Origin of the sequence: Micromonospora sp. NPDC050200, from assembly GCF_040656135.1 — a bacterium.
GTDB lineage: Bacteria > Actinomycetota > Actinomycetes > Mycobacteriales > Micromonosporaceae > Micromonospora.
Map to the genome: position 1 here is coordinate 60601 of NZ_JBFALG010000025.1, position 21222 is coordinate 81822.

At 74.4% G+C, this 21222-nt stretch carries 18 protein-coding genes; 8 read left to right on the forward strand and 10 right to left on the reverse strand.

What is annotated here, in order from left to right; translation table 11 throughout:
* Positions 1-67 precede the first annotated feature (67 nt).
* Positions 68-1084, forward strand: coding sequence for a GNAT family N-acetyltransferase (locus AB0I41_RS18305; RefSeq protein WP_357108670.1), 1017 nt, complete (start codon positions 68-70; stop codon positions 1082-1084).
* A gap of 96 nt (positions 1085-1180) precedes the next feature.
* Positions 1181-4456 carry a lamin tail domain-containing protein gene (locus tag AB0I41_RS18310; protein ID WP_357108572.1) on the forward strand — a complete coding sequence of 1092 codons (3276 nt, stop codon included), beginning with the start codon at positions 1181-1183 and terminating at the stop codon, positions 4454-4456.
* Between the two features lie 262 nt (positions 4457-4718).
* On the opposite strand, the gene hemB is transcribed toward AB0I41_RS18310, so the two are convergent.
* From hemB to AB0I41_RS18335, 5 genes are read right to left on the reverse strand one after another with little or no spacing between them, the layout of a single operon-like run.
* Positions 4719-5702: a porphobilinogen synthase gene (gene hemB, locus AB0I41_RS18315; RefSeq protein WP_357108575.1), complete on the reverse strand. Its 984-nt coding sequence runs from the start codon at positions 5700-5702 to the stop codon at positions 4719-4721.
* 12 nt (positions 5703-5714) lie between these two features.
* Positions 5715-7295, reverse strand: coding sequence for a uroporphyrinogen-III synthase (locus AB0I41_RS18320; protein WP_357108578.1), 1581 nt, complete (start codon positions 7293-7295; stop codon positions 5715-5717).
* The gene (hemC, locus tag AB0I41_RS18325) at positions 7292-8287 is read right to left on the reverse strand and encodes a hydroxymethylbilane synthase (protein ID WP_357108581.1); all 996 of its coding nucleotides are present in this window, start codon (positions 8285-8287) and stop codon (positions 7292-7294) included. The genes AB0I41_RS18320 and hemC overlap by 4 nt, the downstream gene beginning before the upstream one ends.
* A complete protein-coding gene (locus AB0I41_RS18330) occupies positions 8284-9654 on the reverse strand; it encodes a glutamyl-tRNA reductase (RefSeq protein ID WP_357108584.1) in 1371 nt (456 codons plus the stop codon). The genes hemC and AB0I41_RS18330 overlap by 4 nt, the downstream gene beginning before the upstream one ends.
* The gene (locus tag AB0I41_RS18335; protein WP_357108587.1) at positions 9651-10421 is read right to left on the reverse strand and encodes a redox-sensing transcriptional repressor Rex; all 771 of its coding nucleotides are present in this window, start codon (positions 10419-10421) and stop codon (positions 9651-9653) included. The genes AB0I41_RS18330 and AB0I41_RS18335 overlap by 4 nt, the downstream gene beginning before the upstream one ends.
* Positions 10422-10854: 433 nt before the next feature.
* Between AB0I41_RS18335 and AB0I41_RS18340 the strand changes: the two genes are divergently transcribed.
* Both AB0I41_RS18340 and AB0I41_RS18345 read left to right on the forward strand, forming a co-directional pair.
* Positions 10855-12147, forward strand: coding sequence for a sensor histidine kinase (locus AB0I41_RS18340; protein WP_357108590.1), 1293 nt, complete (start codon positions 10855-10857; stop codon positions 12145-12147).
* A 37-nt stretch (positions 12148-12184) separates the two neighbouring features.
* Positions 12185-12838 carry a response regulator transcription factor gene (locus AB0I41_RS18345; RefSeq protein ID WP_357108594.1) on the forward strand — a complete coding sequence of 218 codons (654 nt, stop codon included), beginning with the start codon at positions 12185-12187 and terminating at the stop codon, positions 12836-12838.
* A 40-nt stretch (positions 12839-12878) separates the two neighbouring features.
* Here AB0I41_RS18345 and AB0I41_RS18350 read toward each other — a convergent pair whose 3' ends face one another.
* The 3 genes from AB0I41_RS18350 to AB0I41_RS18360 are packed head-to-tail and all read right to left on the reverse strand — an operon-like array spanning position 12879 to position 15451.
* Positions 12879-13529: an HAD hydrolase-like protein gene (locus tag AB0I41_RS18350; protein ID WP_357108597.1), complete on the reverse strand. Its 651-nt coding sequence runs from the start codon at positions 13527-13529 to the stop codon at positions 12879-12881.
* Between the two features lie 19 nt (positions 13530-13548).
* Positions 13549-13803 (reverse strand): glutaredoxin family protein, encoded by a 255-nt coding sequence (locus AB0I41_RS18355; protein WP_357108600.1) that lies wholly within the window; start codon positions 13801-13803, stop codon positions 13549-13551.
* On the reverse strand, positions 13793-15451 hold the full coding sequence (locus AB0I41_RS18360) for an AMP-binding protein (protein ID WP_357108602.1): 1659 nt from the start codon (positions 15449-15451) through the stop codon (positions 13793-13795). Before AB0I41_RS18360 ends, AB0I41_RS18355 begins: the two co-directional genes overlap by 11 nt.
* Before the next feature lie 277 nt (positions 15452-15728).
* Between AB0I41_RS18360 and AB0I41_RS18365 the strand changes: the two genes are divergently transcribed.
* From AB0I41_RS18365 to AB0I41_RS18380, 4 genes are all read left to right on the forward strand, one after another.
* Positions 15729-15884, forward strand: coding sequence for a hypothetical protein (locus AB0I41_RS18365; protein ID WP_357108604.1), 156 nt, complete (start codon positions 15729-15731; stop codon positions 15882-15884).
* Positions 15881-16816 (forward strand): ECF subfamily RNA polymerase sigma factor, BldN family, encoded by a 936-nt coding sequence (locus tag AB0I41_RS18370; protein WP_357108607.1) that lies wholly within the window; start codon positions 15881-15883, stop codon positions 16814-16816. Before AB0I41_RS18365 ends, AB0I41_RS18370 begins: the two co-directional genes overlap by 4 nt.
* 232 nt (positions 16817-17048) lie before the next feature.
* Positions 17049-17918, forward strand: coding sequence for a DUF5667 domain-containing protein (locus AB0I41_RS18375; RefSeq protein ID WP_357108610.1), 870 nt, complete (start codon positions 17049-17051; stop codon positions 17916-17918).
* Between the two features lie 112 nt (positions 17919-18030).
* Positions 18031-18906, forward strand: coding sequence for an HAD-IB family hydrolase (locus AB0I41_RS18380; RefSeq protein WP_357108612.1), 876 nt, complete (start codon positions 18031-18033; stop codon positions 18904-18906).
* Between the two features lie 43 nt (positions 18907-18949).
* Here the strand turns inward: AB0I41_RS18380 and AB0I41_RS18385 are convergent, their stop codons facing one another.
* Positions 18950-19807 (reverse strand): lysophospholipid acyltransferase family protein, encoded by an 858-nt coding sequence (locus AB0I41_RS18385; RefSeq protein ID WP_357108673.1) that lies wholly within the window; start codon positions 19805-19807, stop codon positions 18950-18952.
* A 296-nt stretch (positions 19808-20103) separates the two neighbouring features.
* Complete coding sequence (locus AB0I41_RS18390) at positions 20104-21177, reverse strand: NAD-dependent epimerase/dehydratase family protein (RefSeq protein WP_357108615.1); 1074 nt, start codon at positions 21175-21177, stop codon at positions 20104-20106.
* Positions 21178-21222 lie beyond the last annotated feature (45 nt).

Genomic DNA, 21222 nt, shown 5'->3' on the forward strand with positions numbered 1-21222 from the left:
TCGTTCGCATACATTGCCGGACCGGACACTTCCCCCCGGCAGCCGTTGACGGCAAGCTAGACGGGTGATGGTGCGCGAGTGGGATCCCCGGACCGCGTCGTCCGACGAGGTCGCGTCCGTGCTGGACACGCTGAACGCGGTCCTGGCGGCGGATCTCCCGCAGGATCCGCCCTGGCGGGAGAGTTCCCTGCGGGAATACCTCTCCGAGGTGATGCCGGGCGAGCGGCGGATCTCCTGGGTCGCCCAGGCCGAGCCGGGGCAGGACGGCCGGCCCGGCCCGATCCTCGGCCACGTGCACGCGCTGCTGCTCGGTGACATCGGCGTGCTGGAGGTGCTGGTGCACCCCGCGGCCCGGCGCAGCGGGCTGGGCCGCGAGCTGGTGCTGATCGCCGCCCGCCGGGTCTACCAGGAGGGCTTCCGGTCGATCGGCGTCGAGGTGGTCGGGGACACTCCGGCCGTCGCCTTCTACGAGTCGCTCGGCTTCACCCGGGAGTACGTCGAGACCCGCAGCGTGCTCGACCTGCGCGCGGTGGACTGGCCGACGCTGGCCGAGATGTCGACCGGTGTCGGCGCCGGATACCACCTGGAGTTCTGCCCGGGCGGGCCACCGGACGACCTGATCGAGGCGTACGCGCGGGCCAAGGCCGAGGTGCGCGACGTCGACGACGGCGAGCTGCGCCCCAGCTCGTACGACCCGCAGCGGCTGCGGGACAGCCTGGACACGCTGCACCGGCGGGGCATGAAGCCGTACATCGTGCTGGCCCTGCACGAGCACTCCGGCGAGGTCGCCGGGCTGACCGAGGTGGTGGTGCCCGCGCAGCACCCCACCCGGGCCGACCAGTACGACACGATCGTGGTGCAGGACCACCGCGGCTACGGCATCGACCGGGCGATCAAGGCCCGGATGCTGCTGGAGCTGCGCTCGGCCGAGCCGACCCTGACCGAGGTGCAGACCTGGAACGCCCAGGCCAACGAGGCGATGCTCAAGGTGAACGCCGAGCTGGGCTACCGACCCGACCGGGAATGGTGCGAATACAGCGTGGATGTCGCCGAGCTGGTGCACCGGCTGGACGCCGCTCGCTGACCCTCGAATTCACCGCCCGGCCTCCCGGGGGATGGACGGCGGCCAGCGACAACCCTTAACGTGCGCTAGTTCATTTCCACCCATCGTGGAGGCCTCATGCGCCCGCGCCGCAGATTCGCCGCGCTCGCAACCGCCGCCGCCGTCACCATTCCGGTCATCGGCGTCGCACCCACCGCGGCCAGCGCCGCACCCACCGACCTGTTCATCTCCGAGTACGTCGAAGGCTCGTCGAACAACAAGGCGATCGAGCTGTTCAACGGCACCGGCTCCCCGGTCGACCTCACGGCCGGCGGCTACCAGCTCCAGCTCTACTTCAACGGTTCCACCACGCCGACGAACATCGCGTTGAGCGGCACGGTCGCCGCCGGCGACGTCTTCGTCTTCGCCGCCTCCTCGGCCGCCCCGGCGGTGCTCGCCCAGGCCGACCAGACCAGCGGCGCGTCGCTGTTCAACGGCGACGACGCGATCGTGCTGCGCAGGGCCGGCACGGTGCTCGACTCGATCGGCCAGGTCGGCGTCGACCCGGGCACCGAGTGGGGCACCGGGCTGACCAGCACCGCCGACAACACCCTGCGGCGGCTGGCGTCGGTCTCGATCGGGGACACTGACCCGTCCGACGCGTTCGACCCGGCCGCCCAGTGGGCGGGCTTCCCGACCGACACCTTCGACGGCCTGGGCACGCACACCGTGGACGGCGGCGGCCCGGTCGACCAGCCCGCCACGCTGAACTGCGGCGGCACGCTGACCACCTCGGCCGGCACCGCGGTGAGCCGTGAGGTCACCGCCACCGACGCCGACGACACCGTCGTGGACCTGGCCGTCACCGCGGTCACCCCCGCGCCCGCCGCCGGCTCGGTCAGCCGTACGGCGTTCACCCCGGCCGACGCGGTCGGCGGCACCGCCCGGGCCACCGTGACGGCGAGCGCCGACCTGCCCGCCGGGGCGTACACGGTGACGCTGACCTCGACCGACGCCGAGGGCGGCACCGCCACCTGCACGCTGGCCGTGCAGGTGACCCGCGAGCTGACCGTCGGCGAGGTGCAGGGCCCCACCACGGACGCCGAGTCCGGCCCGGCCGACCGCTCCCCGCTGGCCCCCGCCTCGGGCAACGGCACCAGCAGCGCCCTGTACGACGTACGCGGCGTGATCACCCAGCTGTCGCTGTCGCGCACCTCGGCCGGTGCCGAGCAGCGGGGCTTCTGGCTGCAGAGCCGCGTGGGCGCCACCGACGGCGACCCGACCAGCTCGGACGGCATCTTCGTCTTCACCGGCTCGTTCACCACGCTGGTCGGCGGCTACACGCCGACGGTGGGCGACGAGGTGGTGCTCCGCGCCCGGGTCTCCGAGTTCTCCAACTCCACCCAGCTCTCCAGCGCCTCGCTGGTGCGCAAGGTGGCCTCCGGCCTGGACGTCGACAGCGAGGTCGAGGTGTCCGTCGCGGCGCCGCCGGCCGCCCTGGTCGAGGCGCAGCGCTGGTGGGAGCGGCACGAGGGTGCCCGGCTGAAGGTCCGGGCCGGCAGCGGCGCGGTGAGCGGGCGGGACGTCTTCTCCTCCAGCGCCGACGCCGAGACCTGGGTCGTCGACCGGGACGACCCGCTGCTGAACCGCGCCGACCCGTACGCCCGCCGGGTGTTCCGGGACGCGCACCCGCTGGACAACGACCCGACCCGCCGCTTCGACGACGGCAACGGCCAGCGCGTCCTGCTGGGCAGCACGGGCATCAAGGGCCGCACCGGCGACAGCACGGCGATGCTGCCGCCGGCGCACACCTTCGACACGCTGAGCGCGGACGCGTACGGCGCGGTCGGATACTCCTTCTCCAAGTACGGCGTGCAGGTCGAGTCGGCCGAGTTCGCCGCCGGGGCCGACCCGTCGAAGAACAACCCGCCGCAGCCGGCCGACCGGTCGCGGGAGGTCGCGGTCGCGACCTACAACGTGGAGAACCTGTACGACTACCGGGACGACCCGTTCGACGGCTGCGACTTCGCCGGCAACCCCGGCTGCACCGGGGTCCGGCCGCCGTTCGACTACGTGCCCGCCTCGGAGGAGGACTACCGGCAGCACCTGACCTCGCTCGCCGACCAGATCGCGAAGGACCTGCACGGCCCGGACCTGATCCTGGTGCAGGAGGCCGAGGACCAGGACATCTGCTCGGTCAGTGGCGCCGAGCTGGTCTGCGGTGACACCAACGACGCCGACGGCGCCCCGGACACCATCCAGGAACTGGCCCTCGCCGTCGCGGCGGCCGGCGGCCCGGCGTACGCCGCCACGTACGACCGCACCGGCGCGGACGCGCGCGGCATCACCGCGGCGTTCCTCTACCGCACCGACCGGCTGTCGCTGGCCGGGGTGACCGCAACCGACCCGCTGTTCGGCGCCGCGCCGACGGTGCAGTACCGGTCGGAGGGGCTGGCGTCCAACGCGGACGTGCAGAACCCGAAGGCGCTCAACGCGGTACTGCCGGCCGACACGGACACCTCCACCGGCAAGGACGGCAACAACGTCTTCACCCGCGCGCCGCAGCTGGGCAAGTTCGTGGTGAAGGCCGCGCCGGGCGCGACCGAGGAGTTCACCCTGTACGCGCTGAGCAACCACTACTCCTCCGGCCCGGACAGCCGGGTCGGGCAGCGCACCGAGCAGGCCGCCTACGGGGCCGCGATCGTCACCGCGATCGAGAAGTCGGACCCGGACGCCCGGGTGGTCTACGGCGGGGACCTGAACGTCTTCCCCCGCCCGGACGACCCGATCGCCACCGGCGACAACCCGACCCCGTCGGACCAGCTCGCCCCGCTCTACCAGGCCGGCCTGCGCAACCTGTGGGACGACCTGGTCGCCGACGTGCCCTCGTCCGCGTACTCGTACAGCTTCAGTGGGCAGGCGCAGACGCTGGACCACCTGTTCGTCAACGGCAGGCTCCACGACGACCTGGTGCAGGTACGGGCGGCGCACATCAACGCCGACTGGCCGGCCGAGTTCACCGGTGACGGGTCGCGCGGTTCCAGCGACCACGACCCGCAGGTCGCCCGGTTCCGGGCCCAGCCGTCGCTGCGCGTCGGCGACGCCTCGGTGGTCGAGGGCGACAAGGGCACGAGCACGGTGACGTTCACCGCGACCGTCTCGCGGCCGCTCTCCGTGCCGACGACGATCTGCGCGGCCACGGTGGGCCTGACCGCCACGGCCGGGTCGGACTTCGAGTCGTACGTCGGCTGCCGGGTCCTGCCCGCCGGGCAGACCTCGCTGGCCTTCCCGGTGACCGTGCGCGGTGACCGGAAGGTCGAGGCGGACGAGACGATCGCGTTCGCGGTCGCCGGCCCGCTGAACCTGCGACTCGCCGACCCGCTGGCGGTCGGCACCATCACGAACGACGACTGACCGTTCGAGGTACGGACGACGGCCCGCCGGCCCGGGTTCTCCCCGGGGCGGCGGGCCGTCTCAGTACCGCTCCCGCATGTCCTTCGGCGGCGGCAGGTGGCGGTGCTGCGCCACCCGCACCTCCCCACTGGCTGCGGCGCCGGCGGTGGCATCTCGCGGCGACACAGCGCGGCGACACGACAGCTCTCGGCGGCACGGCGCGACGGGTGCCACGCGGTGCCGCCGGTCACGGCCATCGGATGGAGCAGGTGCGGCGGGGTGCTCAGTAGCTCTGGCGGAGCAGCTGGGCGGCCTCGACCGCCCAGTAGGTGAGGATGATCTGCGCGCCGGCCCGGCGGATCGAGGTGAGCGTCTCCAGGATCGTCCGCTCGCGGTCGATCCAGCCGTTCGCGGCGGCCGCCTCGACCATCGCGTACTCCCCGGAGACCTGGTAGGCGGCGACCGGGACGTCCACCGCGGCCCGGACCGCCGACACCACGTCGAGGTAGGGCAGCGCCGGCTTGACCATCACCATGTCGGCGCCCTCGGCGATGTCCAGCTCGACCTCGCGCAGCGACTCGCGCAGGTTCGCCGGATCCTGCTGGTAGGTGCGCCGGTCGCCCTCCAGCGCCGACTCCACCGCGTCCCGGAACGGGCCGAAGAAGGCCGAGGCGTACTTCACCGCGTACGCCAGCACCGCCACGTCCTGGTGACCGGCGGCGTCGAGCGCCCGGCGTACCACGCCGACCTGGCCGTCCATCATCCCGGACGGCCCGACCACGCCGACCCCGGCGGCGGCCTGGGCCACCGCCATCTCGGCGTACGCGGCCAGGGTGGCGTCGTTGTCGACGCCGCCGTCCGGGGTGAGCAGGCCGCAGTGCCCGTGCGAGGTGAACTCGTCCAGGCAGAGGTCGCTCATCACCACGGTGGCGTCGCCCACCTCGGAGACGACGTCCCGGATGGCGACGTTGAGGATGCCGTCCGGGTCGATGCCGCCGGAGCCGGTGGCGTCCCGCGAGGCCGGCACCCCGAAGAGCATGATCCCGCCCACTCCGGCCTGGACCGCCTCGACGGCGGCCTTGCGCAGCGAGTCCCGGGAGTGCTGGAGCACCCCCGGGAGCGACGCGACGGCCCGTGGCTCGGTCAGTCCCTCCTTGACGAACATCGGCACGACCAGCTCGGCCGGGTCGACGCGGGTCTCGGAGACCAGCCGCCGCACGGCCGCGTTACGACGCAGCCGGCGGGGCCGGGACTCGGGGTACGGCACGGGAGCCTCCTGTCAGCGGAACCTCAGGGCGGTCGGCCCCTGCACCTTCGAGCCGCGGCGCTGCTTGGCCGGCATGGCGGCGAGCTTCTCGCGCAACTCGACGGCGTAGGCGGCGAGCGCCTCCACCAGATCGGGCACCGAGGCGTGCGCAGGCTGCACGTCGACCCGCAGGCCGAACTCCGTCGCGGTCTCCGCCGTCTTGGGCCCGATGACTGCCACCACGGTACGCGCGTGCGGCTTTCCGGCGATGCCGACCAGGTTCCGGACGGTCGAGGACGAGGTGAAGAGCACCGCGTCGAACCCGCCCGACTTGATCGCGTCCCGGATCTCGGCGGGCGGCGGGGCGGCCCGGACGGTCCGGTACGCGGTCACGTCGTCGACCTCCCAGCCGCGCTCGGTGAGCCCGGCGGCGAGCGTCTCGGTGGCGATGTCGGCGCGCGGCAGCAGCACCCGGCCCACCGGGTCGAGGATCTCGTCGTGCGGCGAGAACTCGGCCAGCAGCCCCTCGGAGGACTGCTCCCCGGACGGGATCAGCTCCGGCTGGATGCCGAAGGCGCGGACCGCGTCGGCGGTCGCCTCGCCGATGCAGGCGATCTTGACGCCGCCGAAGTGGCGGGCGTCCAGGCCGTGTTCGGCGAACTTCTCCCAGACCGCCCGGACGGCGTTGACCGAGGTGAAGATCACCCAGGCGTACCGGCCGTCGACCAGGCCCTTGACCGCCCGCTCCATCTGGGCCGGGGTACGCGGCGGCTCGACCGCGATGGTCGGCACCTCGCACGGGATCGCCCCGTACGCGCGCAGCCGGGCGCTCATCACGCCGGCCTGTTCCTTGGTGCGGGGCACCAGCACCTTCCAGCCGTACAGCGGGCGGTTCTCCCACCAGCTCAGCTTGTCGCGCTGGCCGACGCCCGCACCGACGGTGAGCACCACCCGGCCGGTGAAGCCGAGCGCCGCCGCGACGAAGGAGTCGACGGTCGACGTGGTGGTGTACTGCGTCTCGCCGGTGCCGTCGCCGGTCACCCCGACGCCGGTGGTGCCGTCCACCCCGGCGGCCAGCAGGCCGTCCCGGACGGCGGCCAGGTCGCCCGCGTCCACCGCGAGCGCCAGCGAGCCCCGGCCGACGGCCGCGGCCAGCGCGTCGAAGTCCAGCGTGCTGACGTCCTCGACGTCGGCGGCGGTGCGTACGCCGGGCAGCGGCACCCCGGCGTAGGTGGCCACGCCCTCGGCCTGCCCGACCCCCGGGACCACCTCGAAGTGCGCGGCGGTACGCGCCACCGCCTGCACCTCCTTGACCACCGAGTCGTGACCGAACGGGTCACCGGCGACCAGGTGCACCGCGTTCAGTCCGGACCGGGCGGCGGAGATGAGCACCTTGGCCACGTCGCCCGGAGCACCCTCGGCGGGCGTGAACTGGGCGTCGGACCTGGCCTGGGCACGGACGGCGGCGAGCAGCGACTCGGGGACACCCCGGTCGTACACCACCTGGTCGGCGTCGACCAGGGCGTCGTGCGCCCGGCGGGTCAGCAGGCCCGGGTCGCCGGGACCGGCCCCGACGAACGCGATGCGGCCTACGGGCTTACGGGTGCGGGTCATTCTGTGCTCCCAAATTGCTGGGTCCCCGGGCCGGTGTGTCCTTCGTGGCCGAGGATCGAGTCGGCGCCGAGTTCGAGGAGTTCGGCGGCGAGTGCCTTGCCGATCTCCGCCGCGTCGGCGGGCGTACCGGTGCGGGACAGCCGGAGGTCTCGGGTGCCGTCCGGGCTGATCACCGCCCCGCGCAGGTAGATCTCCTCACCGGCGTCGCCCCCGGCACTCGAGCCGGCAGGCTCGCCTTCGGCGACGACGGCATAGGCGGCGACGGGTGCGCTGCACCCGGCCTCCAGGGTGGCCAGCAGCGCCCGTTCCGCGGTGACCGCGGCCCGGGACGGTGCGTGGTCGAGCACCGCGAGCAGCTCGACCAGGTCGGGGTCGTCGGCCCGGCACTCCACCGCCAGCGCGCCCTGGGCGGGCGCGGGCAGCATCAGCATCGGGTCGAGCGTCTCGGTGATCACGTCGGTCCGGCCCAGCCGGGCCAGGCCGGCCCGGGCCAGGACGACGGCGTCGAGGTCGGCGTCCGGGCCGAGCACCCGGCGCAGGCGGCTGTCCACGTTGCCCCGCATCGGGGTGACCTCCAGCTGCAACCCGAGGGCGTGCAGCTGGGCGATCCGGCGCAGCGCGCCCGTGCCGACCACGGCGCCCGGCGGCAGCTCGGCGAGGGTACGGCCGCCCGTGGCGACCAGCGCGTCGCGCGGGTCCTGCCGGGCCGGCACCGCCGCGATGTGCAGCCCGGCCGCCCCGGCGGTGGGCAGGTCCTTGTACGAGTGCACCGCGAGGTCGATGGCGCCGGCGGTCAGCGCGTCCCGCAGGGCGGAGACGAAGACGCCGACGCCGAGCCGGTGCACGGGGGCCGCCGAGCGGTCCCCGGCGGTGACCACCTCGACCAGCTCGACCTCGCGGCCGGTGGCTGCGGTCAGGGCCTCGGCGACGTGGCCGGACTGGGCCATCGCCAGGGCGCTGCCCCGGGTACCGAGGCGCAGGGGGCTGCTCATCGCTCACCTCCGGTGGGTGGGACGTCGACGACGTCGAAGAAAGGCCGGCTGTCGGCGTTCTCGACGACGTCGGGAACGGTGTCGACCGGGGAGGTCTGCGGCACCTGGAGGTCGAACAGCTCCCGCAGCAGGGCCGCGTACTGGTCGCCGCCGGGCTCCGCGGCAAGCTGGCGGACCCGCACGGTGGGCTGGTGCAGCAGCCGCTGCACCACCCGGTGCACCGTCCGCGCGACCTCGGCGCGCAGGTCGTCGTCGAGGTCGGGCCGGCGCTGGGCGAGCCGGCGCAGCTCGGCGCTGACCACGTCGTCGGCGCGGCCCCGCAGCGCGGCCACGGTCGGCGCCACGTCGGCCCCGCGCAGCCAGCTCAGGAACGTCTCGACCTCGGCGGTGACGATCCGGGTGACCTCGGCGGCGTCGGCGGCGGCCGGGCCGTCGGCGAGCAGCGCGGCCATCCGGTCGATGTCGATCACCTCGACGCCGGGCAGCCCGGCCACCCCGGGCTCGACGTCGCGCGGCACGGCGAGGTCGAGCAGGACCAGCGGGCCCCGGTCGGCGTCCCGGCCGGCGAGCGCCCGGGTCACCACGTCGAGGGTAAGGACCGGTTCGGTGGCCGCGGTGGCGGCCACTACGATGTCCACTGTGGAGAGCGCGTCGACGAGCTCGGCCATCGGCACGGCGCTCGCCCCGTACGACTCGGCCAGGCGTACCGCCCGGTCGGCCCCCCGGTTGGTGACGGTGAGCGGCCCGGCGCCCAGCCGGGACAGCGTCGCCACGCTCAGCGCGCCCATCGCGCCCGCGCCGACCACCATGGCGGGGCGACCGGAGAGGTCACCGTCGAGGTGGCCGGCGGCCAGGTCCAGCGCGGCGGTGACCACGCTCTGCCCGGCGCGGTCGATGTTGGTCTCGGCGTGCGCCCGCTTGCCCACCCGCAGCGCCTGCTGCATCAGCTCGTGCAGCAGCCGCCCGGCCGAGTCGGCCCCGGTGGCCCAGTGGTACGCGTCCCGCAGCTGGCCGAGGATCTGCGCCTCGCCGACCACCATCGAGTCCAGCCCGGCGGCGACCCGGAAGACGTGGTCGACCGCGGCGGCGTCGAAGTGCACGTAGAGGTGGTTGGCGAGCGCGGCCGGCGGGGCGCCGGCCTGCTCGGCGAGGACGGCGCAGATGTCGCCGAGCCCACCGTGGAAACCGGACACGGCGGCGTAGACCTCCACCCGGTTGCAGGTGGAGACCAGCACCGCCTCGGAGACGTACGGCAGGGCGACCAGGCGGTCCAGGGTGCGGGTGAGGTCGGCGGGGGCGACCGCCAACTGCTCCAGGGTGGCGATGGGGGCGGTGCGGTGGGACGCGCCGACGACGAGCAGTTTCACGTGCCGATCGCCTCCTGGGTGTCGGTGGCCGCGAGCCCGCCGGGCAGAGCCGTGAGGGCGGACCCGCCGGTGGCGGGGAGCGCGGTCAGCGACGCCTTGCGATGCTCGTGGAAGGACAGGATCTGCAGCTCGATGGCGAGGTCGACCTTGCGCACGTCGACCCCCTCTGGCACCGAGAGTACGCACGGAGCGAAGTTCAGGATGCCCGTCACGCCGACGGCGACGAGCTGGTCGGCGACCGGCTGGGCGGCCGAGGCCGGGGTGGCGATCACGCCGATCGAGATCGCCTCCTCGGCGGCCACCCGACCCAGGTCGTCGACGTGCTGCACGACCAGGCCGTTGATCACCTCGCCGACCCGGGACGGGTCCGCGTCGAAGAGCGCGGCGATCCGGAAGCCCCGGCTGGCGAAGCCGTCGTAGCCGGCCAGGGCGTGACCGAGATTACCCACCCCGACCAGGGCGACGGCCCGGCGCTGGGTGAGCCCGAGCACGTACTCGATCTGGTCGACCAGCAGCGCGACGTCGTAGCCGACGCCCCGGGTGCCGTACGAGCCGAGGTGGGAGAGGTCCTTGCGGAGCTTGGCCGAGTTGACCCCGGCGGCGCCGGCCAGCCCCTCGCTGGAGACCGTCTCGTGACCGCTTTCGGCGAGATTGTGCAGGGCTCGGAGGTACTCGGGGAGCCGCGCGACGGTCGCCTCCGGGAGATCCGGGAGCGCCGGTACGGCACCGGCGCGGTTGGGCGCGCCAGGGTGACGGTGCTGACTCATGAGACTCCGTGCGGTGCGATCCTCGGCCAGCTCCGGTACCCGGCCGAATCGGGACCCCCGCTGGCGACCGAGGGTGCCGGCCGTGCTAGCGGGGCGCGTCGGAACTAGAGAGTAGGCGCTTGTGAAGAGCTGCACAAATCGCGATCTTGCTGACTCGCGACGCCGCCCCACCAGGCCCTCCATTCCGCAAGATCGATCCGGCAGCCTTCGCCGGCGCCGCACGCCGATTATTGCTCAATCCCGACTTCTCTGACCAATCGCACGAGGCCGTGGCGTACCCCTCTCCCGCGCCGCGACGGGTCCGCCGGGCGCGGGACGGCCGCGCCGACCGGGGCGGCGCGGCCCGGCCCGGCGGGCGGTAGGGCCAACCCGACCGCCGAGAGGACGGCCCGCCGGATGGGCTCCGGGGCCGGACGTTCCCTAGCCTCGGAGCATGACCACCACCACCGGCGCCTCGGCCACGCCGGCACCGAGCGTCAGCCGACAACTGCTGCGCGACACCGGGTACGTCCTGCTCGGCCTCCCCCTGGCGCTGTTCGGCCTGGTGGTGCTGACGGCGGGCCTCGCGCTCGGCGTCGGGCTGGCGGTGCTGGTGGTGGGCCTGCCGATCATGACCGGCACCCTGTACACCGCACGCGGCCTGGCCGACGTGGAGCGGCTGCGGCTGCCCACGGTGCTCCGGATGCCCCGGATCCGCCCCCGCTACCTGACCCCGCCCCCGGCGGCCGGCGCCTGGCGGCGGATCTTCACCCCGATCCGGGACGGGCAGTCCTGGCTCGACCTGGCGCACGGCATCTCCCGGTCGGTGGTGGCGGTCGTCACGTTCGGGATCACCGTGGCCTGGTGGGCCGTCGCGCTCGCCGGCACCCTCTACCCCACGTACGACTGGGCCCTGCCGTACGGCCCCGACGACCGCGGCCTCGCCGAACTGCTCGGCCTCGGTGGCGGGCCCGTCGCCCGGATCGGCCTGAACACCGCGATCGGCCTGATCTTCCTGCTCACCCTGCCGATCGTGGTCCGCGGCTGCGCGCTGCTCCAGGCCGGCTTCGCGCGCGGCCTGCTGACCGGGGTGGCCGAGATGCGGGACCGGATCACCGTGCTGGAAGAGCAGAAGCGGGCGGCGGTGTCGGCCGAGGCGGCCGCGCTGCGCCGGCTGGAGCGGGACATCCACGACGGCCCCCAGCAGCGGCTGGTCCGGCTGGCGATGGACCTGAGCCGGGCCCGGCAGCAGCTCGCCACCGACCCGGGGGCCGCCGCCCGGACCCTGGACGAGGCGATCGCCCAGACCCGGGACACCCTGGCCGAGCTGCGGGCACTCTCCCGGGGCATCGCGCCGCCGGTGCTGGTCGACCGGGGCCTGCCCAGCGCCGTCGCCGCCCTGGCCGGCCGGAGCCTGGTGCCGGTCGACCTGACCCTCGACGATCGGCTGGGCAACCCGAAGGGCCGGCTCGACCCGCTGGTGGAGAGCACCGCCTACTTCGTGGTCGCGGAGGCGCTGACCAACGTGGCCAAGCACAGCGGCGCGACCGGCTGCGCGGTGACCGTGGTACGCCACGACGACCGGCTCGAAGTCACCGTCGGTGACGACGGGGCCGGTGGTGCACACGTGGCGAAGGGGCACGGCCTCGCCGGCATCGCCGACCGGGTACGCGCCGCCGGCGGCCTGCTCCGGGTGGACAGCCCGGTCGGCGGGCCGACCGTCGTGCGGGCCGAGCTGCCGCTGTGACCCCGGGCATGCGCCCGGCCGTGGTAGACATCGCTGCATGCGAGTGCTGATCGCCGACGACGCCGTACTGCTCCGGGAGGGCCTGGTCCGGCTGCTCACCGAGCAGGGACACGAGGTGGTGGCCGCCGTCGGGGACGGTGCGGCGCTGGTCGACGGGGTGGTGGAACACCGGCCGGACGTCTCGATCGTGGACGTGCGGATGCCGCCCACGCACACCGACGAGGGGCTACGCGCTGCCGTACGGGCCCGCCAGCTGGTCCCCCGTACGCCGATCCTGGTGCTCTCCCAGTACGTCGAGGTGTCGTACGCCGACGACCTGCTGAGCACCGCGGGCGGGGGCGGCGGCGGGATCGGCTACCTGCTCAAGGAGCGGGTGGCCGCGATCGACGAGTTCCTCGACGCGCTGGCCCGGGTGGCCGCCGGCGGCACCGTGCTCGACCCGGAGGTGGTCGGCCAGCTGCTGGTCCGCCGGCGCCGGGACGACCCGCTGCGCGAGCTGACCCCGCGCGAACGGGAGGTGCTGGCGCTGATGGCCGAGGGGCGCTCCAACACCGCCATCGCGAAGTCCCTGGTGGTCACCGACGGCGCGGTGGAGAAGCACGTCCGCAACATCTTCACCAAGCTGCACCTGCCCCCCGACACCGACCAGCACCGCCGGGTCCTCGCCGTCCTCACCCACCTCCGCGCCTGACCCGCCCCCACCCCCACGAGAGGGCCCGGGGGCGCGTGGGTCAGGGAAGGGTGGTGGCGAGGGTGACGGCCTCGGTGAGGGTGTCGGCGGTGGGGTGGGGGGTGGCGCGGAGGGCGGCCGGGTCGGAGAGGCCGCCGGTGTAGAGGACGCAGCGGGCGCCGACGCTCTCCGCGGCGTGCGCGTCGTCGACCGAGTCGCCGATGAGCACCACCGAGTCGCCGGCCAGCCCCAGCTCGGCCAGGTGCTTCTCCAGCCACTCCGCCTTGTGGCCCCCGCCGACCGTGGCGCGCAGCCCGTCCACCCGGGCGAAGTGCGGGGTCAGTCCGTAGGTCTGCACGGTCGGCACCAGCTCGTCGTGGAACCACATGGACAACAGCGACTGGCTGCCCGGCCAGGCGCCGATCGCCGCCAGCGCGTCGTCGGCCAGCGCGCAGCTGGTCAACCCGGCCCGGTACGCGTCGTGGAAGATCCGGTCGAGCGCGCCGAACGCCTCGGCGTCGACCGCCCGCCCCAGCATCTCGGCGTAGTAGTCGGCGATCGGCCGGCGGAAGCGCACCCGGTGCTCCTCGGAGGTCACCGGCGGGCCGCCGACGCTGGCGAAGGCCACGTTGGTGGCCGCCACCACCAGGCTGAGGTCGTTGAGCAGGGTGCCGTTCCAGTCCCACACCAGGTGGTCGCGCGCCGGGGTCATCGCAGCACCATAAACCTGGTCAGAGCTGCGGCGTGGTCAGGTCCCGCAGCAGCCGCTCCTCCTCGACCCGCCAGTAGCCGTGCTCCTTGCCGTCGAGCAGCACCACCGGCAGCCGGTCGCCGTACTCCCGCTCCAGCTCGACGTCGCCGGTGACGTCCTTCTCCACCCACCGGTCGCCGGTGACCGCCACCACCCGGTCCAGCGCGGCCTTGGCGTCCTCGCAGAGGTGGCAGCCGGGCCGGGTGATCAGGGTGAGCCGGGCGTCACTGGACATCGGGGACCTCCGTGCGTCGGGGCCGGGGCGGCGCCGCCGGGGACGGCGCCGACCGCAGCTGGGTCTTGCGTACCTTCCCGATCACCGAGTACGGGAGTTCGTCGACGAACTCGACGGCGGTCGGGCACTTGAACCGGGCCAGGTTACGCGCGCAGTGGGCGAGCAGTTCCTCGCCGGTGACCGGATGCCCCGGCGCCGGCACCACGTACGCCCGCACAGTCTCACCCGTGCGCGGGTGCGGCACACCCAGGACAGCCGAGCCGGCCACCCCCGGGTGTGCGTCGAGCACCAGTTCGACCTCGCGCGGGTAGACGTTGAAGCCGTTGACCAGGATCAGCTCGCCCAGCCGGTCGACCAGGAAGAGGTCCCCGTCGTCGTCGGCGTAGGCGACGTCGCCGGTGGCCCACCAGCCGTCCGCGTCCGGGCCGCCCCGACCGTCCGGCCAGTAGCCGGCGAACAGGTTCGCCCCGCGTACCACGATCTGGCCGGGGTCGGTGCCGGGCGAGGAGTCGACGAGCCAGGGGTCGTCGTCGGGGTCGTCGTCCGGCTCGGCGACGCCGTCCCGCCACAGGTCGGCCCCGTCGCCGCCGACCAGGCGCAACTCGACGCCGGGCAGCGGCCGGCCGATCGACCCGGGCTTCGGCTCGCCGCCGACCAGGGTGGAGGTGAGCACCGGGGCGGTCTCGGTCAGGCCGTACCCGACGTGCACCGGACGGCCGGTGACCTCGGTGAAGCGCGCCGCGGTGGCCGGGTCCAGCGGCGCCGCGCCGCAGACCGCGACCCGCACCGACGCCATGGCCGCGGCGACCGCGCCGGCGTCCGCCGTGGACCAGGCGAGGAACATCGACGGTACGCCGACCAGCACGCTGACCCGGTGCCGGGCGATCTCGTCGAGCGCGCAGCCGGGGCCGAGCTCGTCGACGAGCACCCCGGTCGCGCCATGGTGGACCACCGCTCCCAGCCCCGAGTTCAATCCGTACGCGTGAAACAGCGGCAACGCGAGCAGCACCGTGTCTCCGGGGCCGACCACCGGCGGGGAGATCCGGCCCACCTGGTCCTGGTTCGCGGCCAGCGCCCGGTGCGGCAGCATCGCGCCCTTGGGCCGCCCCTCGGTGCCGGAGGTGTAGAGCAGCACCGCGAGGTCGCCGCCGGGCCGCGCCGGCGGCTCCCCCGCATCCTCGGGCAGGGTGGTGTGTACGGCGGTGAGCGCCGGCAGTTCGTCGGCGAGACCGGCCACCCGGTCCTGGACGGCCTCGGTGCCACAGAGCAGCGTCGCGCCGGAGTCGGCGAGCACGTGCCGCAGCTCCCGGGCGGTGAGGCCGGGGTTGACCGGCACCGCGACCAGCCCGGCGCGCAGCGTGGCGAGGTAGGCGACCACGAAGTCCGGCGTGTTCGCCCACGCGATCGCCACCCGCGCCGGCGGGTCGGCCGACCCGGCCGGCACGGCGCGGGCCAGGGCCCGGGCCACGGCGGTCACCCGGGCGTCCAGTTGGGACCAGGTCAGGGTCACCTCACGCCAGTGCAACGCGGGGCGGTCGCCGTGGTCGGCGGCCGCGCGGCGGAGCCGGTCGACGAGGTCGGGCGCGGAGCTGTCGGAGGCGTCCTGCACGGTCGCTGAGTCTGGCACAGCAGCACCCCGGCGGACCATGCCCGCGGCACGGGCGCGCCGCCACCCGGCGACACGCCGACCCGCCGACGGCGGGGTACGTCCGCTCCGACCAGGACTTCCACTCCGGATCGAGTCACGACGTGAAAGTCAACCGCACACGACGGACAAACGGTCCGCCATCCGTGCGACGCGGCGGGAAATACTTCGGCCCTGTGTAACGGACTTGCCACGTGCGGGTGACGTTGGCCCTATCATCACTCGGGTCGGCTCACCCGATTTGCCGTGAGTCGACACCCCTCAGCCCGAGGAGGCCCCCGTGCCTGTGAGCGCATTGGACCAGCACCTCAAGGGGATCTGCCGTACGTCGGCACACCCCCACCCGGCCCTGCCCGCCCGGGGCAGGCCGGACGCCGCGGTGCCCCGTCGCCGCCCCGCCCGGCCGGTCGTGGAGCGGACCGGGGAGGCGCGGTGACCACCTTCGGCTACGCGGAACGGCCCGCCGGCCTGACCGGCCCGACACCCCGGACGTCGCCCAACGAGCGGCTGGACCCGGGTCTCGGCTCCGATCGGTTGCGCAACCGGCACAACGAGGCCCCGCCCCGGCCGGCCGTACCCGGTGGCAACGCGATGCCGGCCGGTGGCCGGGTCGCGTCGCCGGCCCGCCCCACCATGCCGGCGCAGAGCCGGCGGGTCGGCGAGCCGCCCGCGGTGGCCGACCCGTCCGGGGCCGAGACCGCCGTGCTGCCGGCCGTGCCCGCCGCCGACACCGCCGTCCTGCCCGCGGTCCCGGCGGCCACGACGCCGGCCACCGGCTTTCCCAGCCGGCCCGACCCGTCCGACCCGGCCACCGAGGTCTGGGCGCTGGTGGAGCGCGCGCAGGCCGGCGAGGCCGAGGCCTTCGGCCTGCTCTACGACCGGTACGTCGACACCGTCTTCCGCTTCGTCTACTTCCGGGTCGGCAACCGCCAACTGGCGGAGGACCTCACCTCGGACACGTTCCTCCGGGCCCTCAAGCGGATCGGCAGCTTCACCTGGCAGGGCCGCGACCTCGGCGCCTGGCTGGTGACCATCGCCCGCAACCTGGTGGCGGACCACTTCAAGTCCGGCCGCTACCGGCTGGAGGTCACCACCGGCGACGTGCTCGACGCCGACCGGGAGGACCGCGGCCCGGAGGGCAGCCCGGAGGCGGCGGTGGTCGAGCACATCACCAACGTCGCGCTGCTCACCGCGGTCAAGCAGCTCAACCCGGAGCAGCAGGAATGCATCGTGCTCCGCTTCCTCCAGGGCTTCTCGGTGGCTGAGACGGCCCGCACGATGGGCAAGAACGAGGGTGCGATCAAGGCCCTGCAATACCGCGCCGTCCGCGCCCTCGCCCGCCTGCTCCCGGACGGTTTCCAGCCCTGATCCCCGGTGACGAAGATCACTCTTCGTGATTTCGGCAGCGGCCGCCCCGTAACCCGTGCCCGGCACGGACCGTTTCTCCGGGTGCGACCGGTGGTTGCCCCGGCGTCCCCGGACCGATCCGGTCCGGGGCAGCGCGGCCGGCCAACACCTTCGTCCGTCGGCGTACGCCGCTGCCGGTCGCTGGGAACCACCGCGGCCGACCGGCCGTGACCAGCGAGAGGGGGTGCCTACGGTGGACAGTGACCTCTTCTCCCGTCGTCGGGCCGCACGTTTCGCCCAGCTTCTCGACGAGGCGAACGGCGGTCGGCGTCACCACGTCCGGTCCCGCGCCGACGACCGGCTCACCGCCCTGGTGGCGGTCGGGCAGCGGCTCGTCGCCGAGCGGCCGGACGTCGAGGTCGACGCCGAGTTCCGCACCGGACTCCGCGCCATGCTGGTGGCGACCGCGGAGCGGGAGGGCATCGGCGCGGCCGGGACCACACCGGCCGGCACGGTCGACGCCACCCCGCGCGGCTCGCTGCTGGGCGCGGTGACCGCGCGTCAGGTCCGCGCCCGGGGCGCCATCCTGGTCGGTATCGCCGCCGGCGCCGTCGCCGTGTCGGGCATCTCCGCCGCCAGCGAGGACGCGGTCCCCGGCGACGCGCTGTACGGCATGAAGCGGTCCACCGAGCGCGCCCAGCTCGCCCTGGCCAGCTCGGGCCTCAGCCGGGGCCAGCTCTTCCTCGACTTCGCCCGCACCCGGCTGGACGAGGCCGGCACGCTCCGCGGCGATCCGGCCGGGTTCAGCGCGGTGATGGACGACATGGACGCCGACACCCGCCAGGGCGTACGGCTGCTCACCACCACCGCCGCCCAGCGTTCCGACCCGGCCGGGCTGGACGCGGTGAACACCTTCGTGACCGGGCAACGGAAGGCGGTCGGTGGACTGCTCGACGGGGCCACCCGCGCCGAGCGGGACCGGACCCGGCGCTCGCTGGCCCTGCTGGACGCGATCCACAAGCGCTCCGACGTGCTGCGCGCCGCCATCGCCTGCGGCCTGCCCGCGCCGGCCGGCAGCGACGCCCTCGGCCCGACCCCGTCGACCTGCCCGAGCGACCGCTGACCGGCGGAGCCGTTCACACCACCGTTGCGCCTTCGGACGGCCGCGCGTAACCGACCCCCGACTAGGCTCAGGGGCGCAGGCACTCGCGGTCGTCGTACGGAGGGAGGTCCGCATGGCCCGCAGCCGCAAGGTCACGGTCAGCACCGACGTCCACGGGCACACCGCCGGCTGGGCCGACGCTGAGGTCGACCGACCCGTCCCCGCGGAGCCCGACCCCACCGTCGCGGCCTTCTTCGACGTGGACAACACGATGATGCAGGGCGCGTCGATCTACTGGTTCGCCCGCGGGCTCGCCGCCCGCAAGTACTTCACCACCGGCGACCTGGCCCGGTTCGCCTGGCAGCAGGCCCGGTTCCGGCTGCTGGCCACCGAGAACGCCGTCGACATGTCGCAGGCGAAGGAGGCCGCCCTGGCCTTCATCGAGGGCTGGCGGGTGGACGAGATCGAACGCCTCGCCGAAGAGATCTTCGACGAGCTGATGGCCCCCCGGATCTGGGCCGGTACGCGCCGACTCGCCCAGCGGCACCTCGACGCCGGCGAGCGGGTCTGGCTGGTCAGCGCCGCCCCGGTGGAGATCGGCCGGGTGATCGCCACCCGGCTCGGCCTGACCGGCGCGATCGGTACGGTGGCCGAGGTAGTCGACGGCGCGTACACCGGCCGCCTGGTCGGCGACCTGATGCACGGGCCGGCCAAGGCGGAGGCGGTCGGCCAGCTCGCCGCGGTCGAGGGGCTGGACCTCAGCCGCTGCGCGGCCTACAGCGACTCGGCCAACGACCTGCCGATGCTCACCGCCGTCGGGCGGGCGGTGGCGATCAACCCGGACGGGGCGCTGCTGCGGCAGGCCCGCGAGCGGGGCTGGGAGGTCCGGGACTTCCGCACCGGGCGCCGGGCGGTCAAGATCGCCGTACCGTCGACCGCCGCGGCCGGGCTGCTCGCCGGCGCGGTCAGCGCCGGCCTGGCCCTGCACCGCCGCCGCCGCACCCGGTAGCCCGCCGCCGCCTGACGGGCGACGGCCCGATGCTCTGCGGCGGTCAGGGGCCGAACGGGTCGGGGCGACGCTCCAGCAGCTTGTGCAGGGTGTGCTGGATGGTCTCGCGGACCTGGTCGGCGAGGTTGAACACGACCAGCGGGTCGTCGGCGGAGTCGATGAGGTGCGCCGTCGGGATGGGCGGGCAGAACTCGATCAGCCACTTGCTCGGCAGCGGCACCATGCCCAGCGGCCCGAGCCACGGGAAGGTCGGCGTGACGGGGAAGTACGGGAGTTTGAGCAGCCGCGCGAGCGGCTTGATGTCGGCGAGCATCGGGTAGGTCTCCTCGCCACCGACGATGGCGACCGGCACGATCGGGGTGCCGGTGCGCAGCGCCGCCGAGACGAAGCCGCCCCGGCCGAAGCGTTGCAGCTTGTAGCGGTCGGAGTAGAGCTTGCCGACGCCCTTGAAGCCCTCCGGGAAGACGCCGACCAGTTCACCGTTGCCGAGCAGCCGTTCGGCGTCCGGGTTGCAGGCGACCGTGCCGCCGGTCTTGCGGGCGATCTCGGAGACGACCGGCATCCGGAAGACCAGGTCGGCGCCGAGCAGCCGCAGGTAGCGGCGCGCCGGGTGCTGGTCGTGCAGGGCGGTGGAGAGGATCAGCGCGTCCAGCGCCACCGTGCCGGAGTGGTTGCCGACGACCAGGCCCGCCCCGTCGGCGGGCACGTGCTCGAGCCCGGTGACCTCGGTGCGGAACCAGTCCCGGTAGAGCAGCCGCAGCAGCGGGTGGAAGACCGAGTCGGTCAGTTCCGGGTCGAAGCCGAACTCGTCGACCTCGTACTCGCCGGAGAGCCGCCGGCGCAGGAAGGCCAGCCCGGCCGCGACCTTGTTGTCCCAGTGGTCCCCCGGCCGGTCCGGCACCGCCGGCCCGCCCGGCGCGGTCGCCGGGACCCGCCCGGCCTCGTCCGCGTCACCGCCGGTCGACCGGTCCCGCCCCCCGGTGCCCGGCTCGCCGGTGCCGGACGGGGTCGACCCCTCGGGGGCGGACGGGACCGGCTCGTCGGTGGCGGAGGTGTCCGGCTCGTCCAGGGCCACCGGATCCGGGGCGCCGGCGACCGTGGTGCGCCGGTGCCCGTTGCGCCGCGCCGGCTGCGCGTCCGGTCCGGTCACGCCCAGCGGTACGTCGTACCGGCCGTCGGGGCGCTCGTCGGGTCGGCTCACGACCGCTCCCGGACGGCCGACCGGACCTGCCGGATGCTCTCGAGCACCAACTGCTCGGCGGCGGCGAGGCTGTCCCGGGTGAGCACCACCCCGCGGTGGTGGGCGCGGATGAAGTCGTCGAACGCGGCGGCGGTGGAGCGCGGGGTGAAGTCGTACTCCCGCTCCAGCCGGCTGGTGTCGACCACCCGGCCGTGCACGAAGAGGTCGACCTGGTCGAGGCCGTACCGGCCGAAGCCGAGGCTGCGGGCGAGCGCGGCGGCCCCGGACAGGCCGGGCTCCAGCACGGGTACGGCGACCCGACCGGCCCGGCGGATCGCCTGGGAGAGCGAGAGCACCCCCGGCCCGGCGACGTTGTAGGTGCCCGGGTGGTCCTCGGCGATCGACCGGTGCAGGACCTCCAGGGCGTCGTCGGAGTGCACGAACTGCAACCGCGGGTCGCGCCCGAAGACGGTGGGCACCACCGGTTGTGAGAAGTAGCGGGTGAGCGTGGTGTCGGCGGTGGAGCCGATGAACGGCGCGAAGCGCAGCACCGTCGCGGTGACGTCGGGACGGCGGCGGCGGAACCCGCGGACGTACCCCTCGATGTCGAGGATGTCGCGGCCGAAACCGCCGCGCGGCACCTCGCGCGGCTCGGTCTCCTCGGTGAAGACCGCCGGGTCGCGGAAGGACGCGCCGTACGCGGCGGTCGAGGAGCGGACCACCAGCTTGCGCAGCCGCGGCGCCCGCTGGCAGGCGGCGAGCAGCTGCATGGTGCCGATGACGTTCTGCTCCTTCATCGCCGCCCGGCCCCCGTGCTGCGGGTCGGGGGCGCTGACCAGGGCGAGGTGCACCACGGCGTCGACGTCGAGGTCGGCGAGGAGCCCGCCGAGCGAGCCGAGGTCGAGCCGGATCCGCTCGACCCGGTCGAGCAGGTCGGTGAACTCGGGGCCCGGGGTGGCCGGGTCGACGCCGATCACCCGCTCGATGCGCGGGTCGGCGGCGAGCCGGGCGGCGACGTGCGCGCCGAGGTAGCGGCCGACCCCGGTCACGACGACGACCCCCGGAGCACCTGAGGTGCCACCGGGGGTCATCTCGCACGCCCTGACCGGCGGGCGGGATCGAGCCGGGACGTCCGC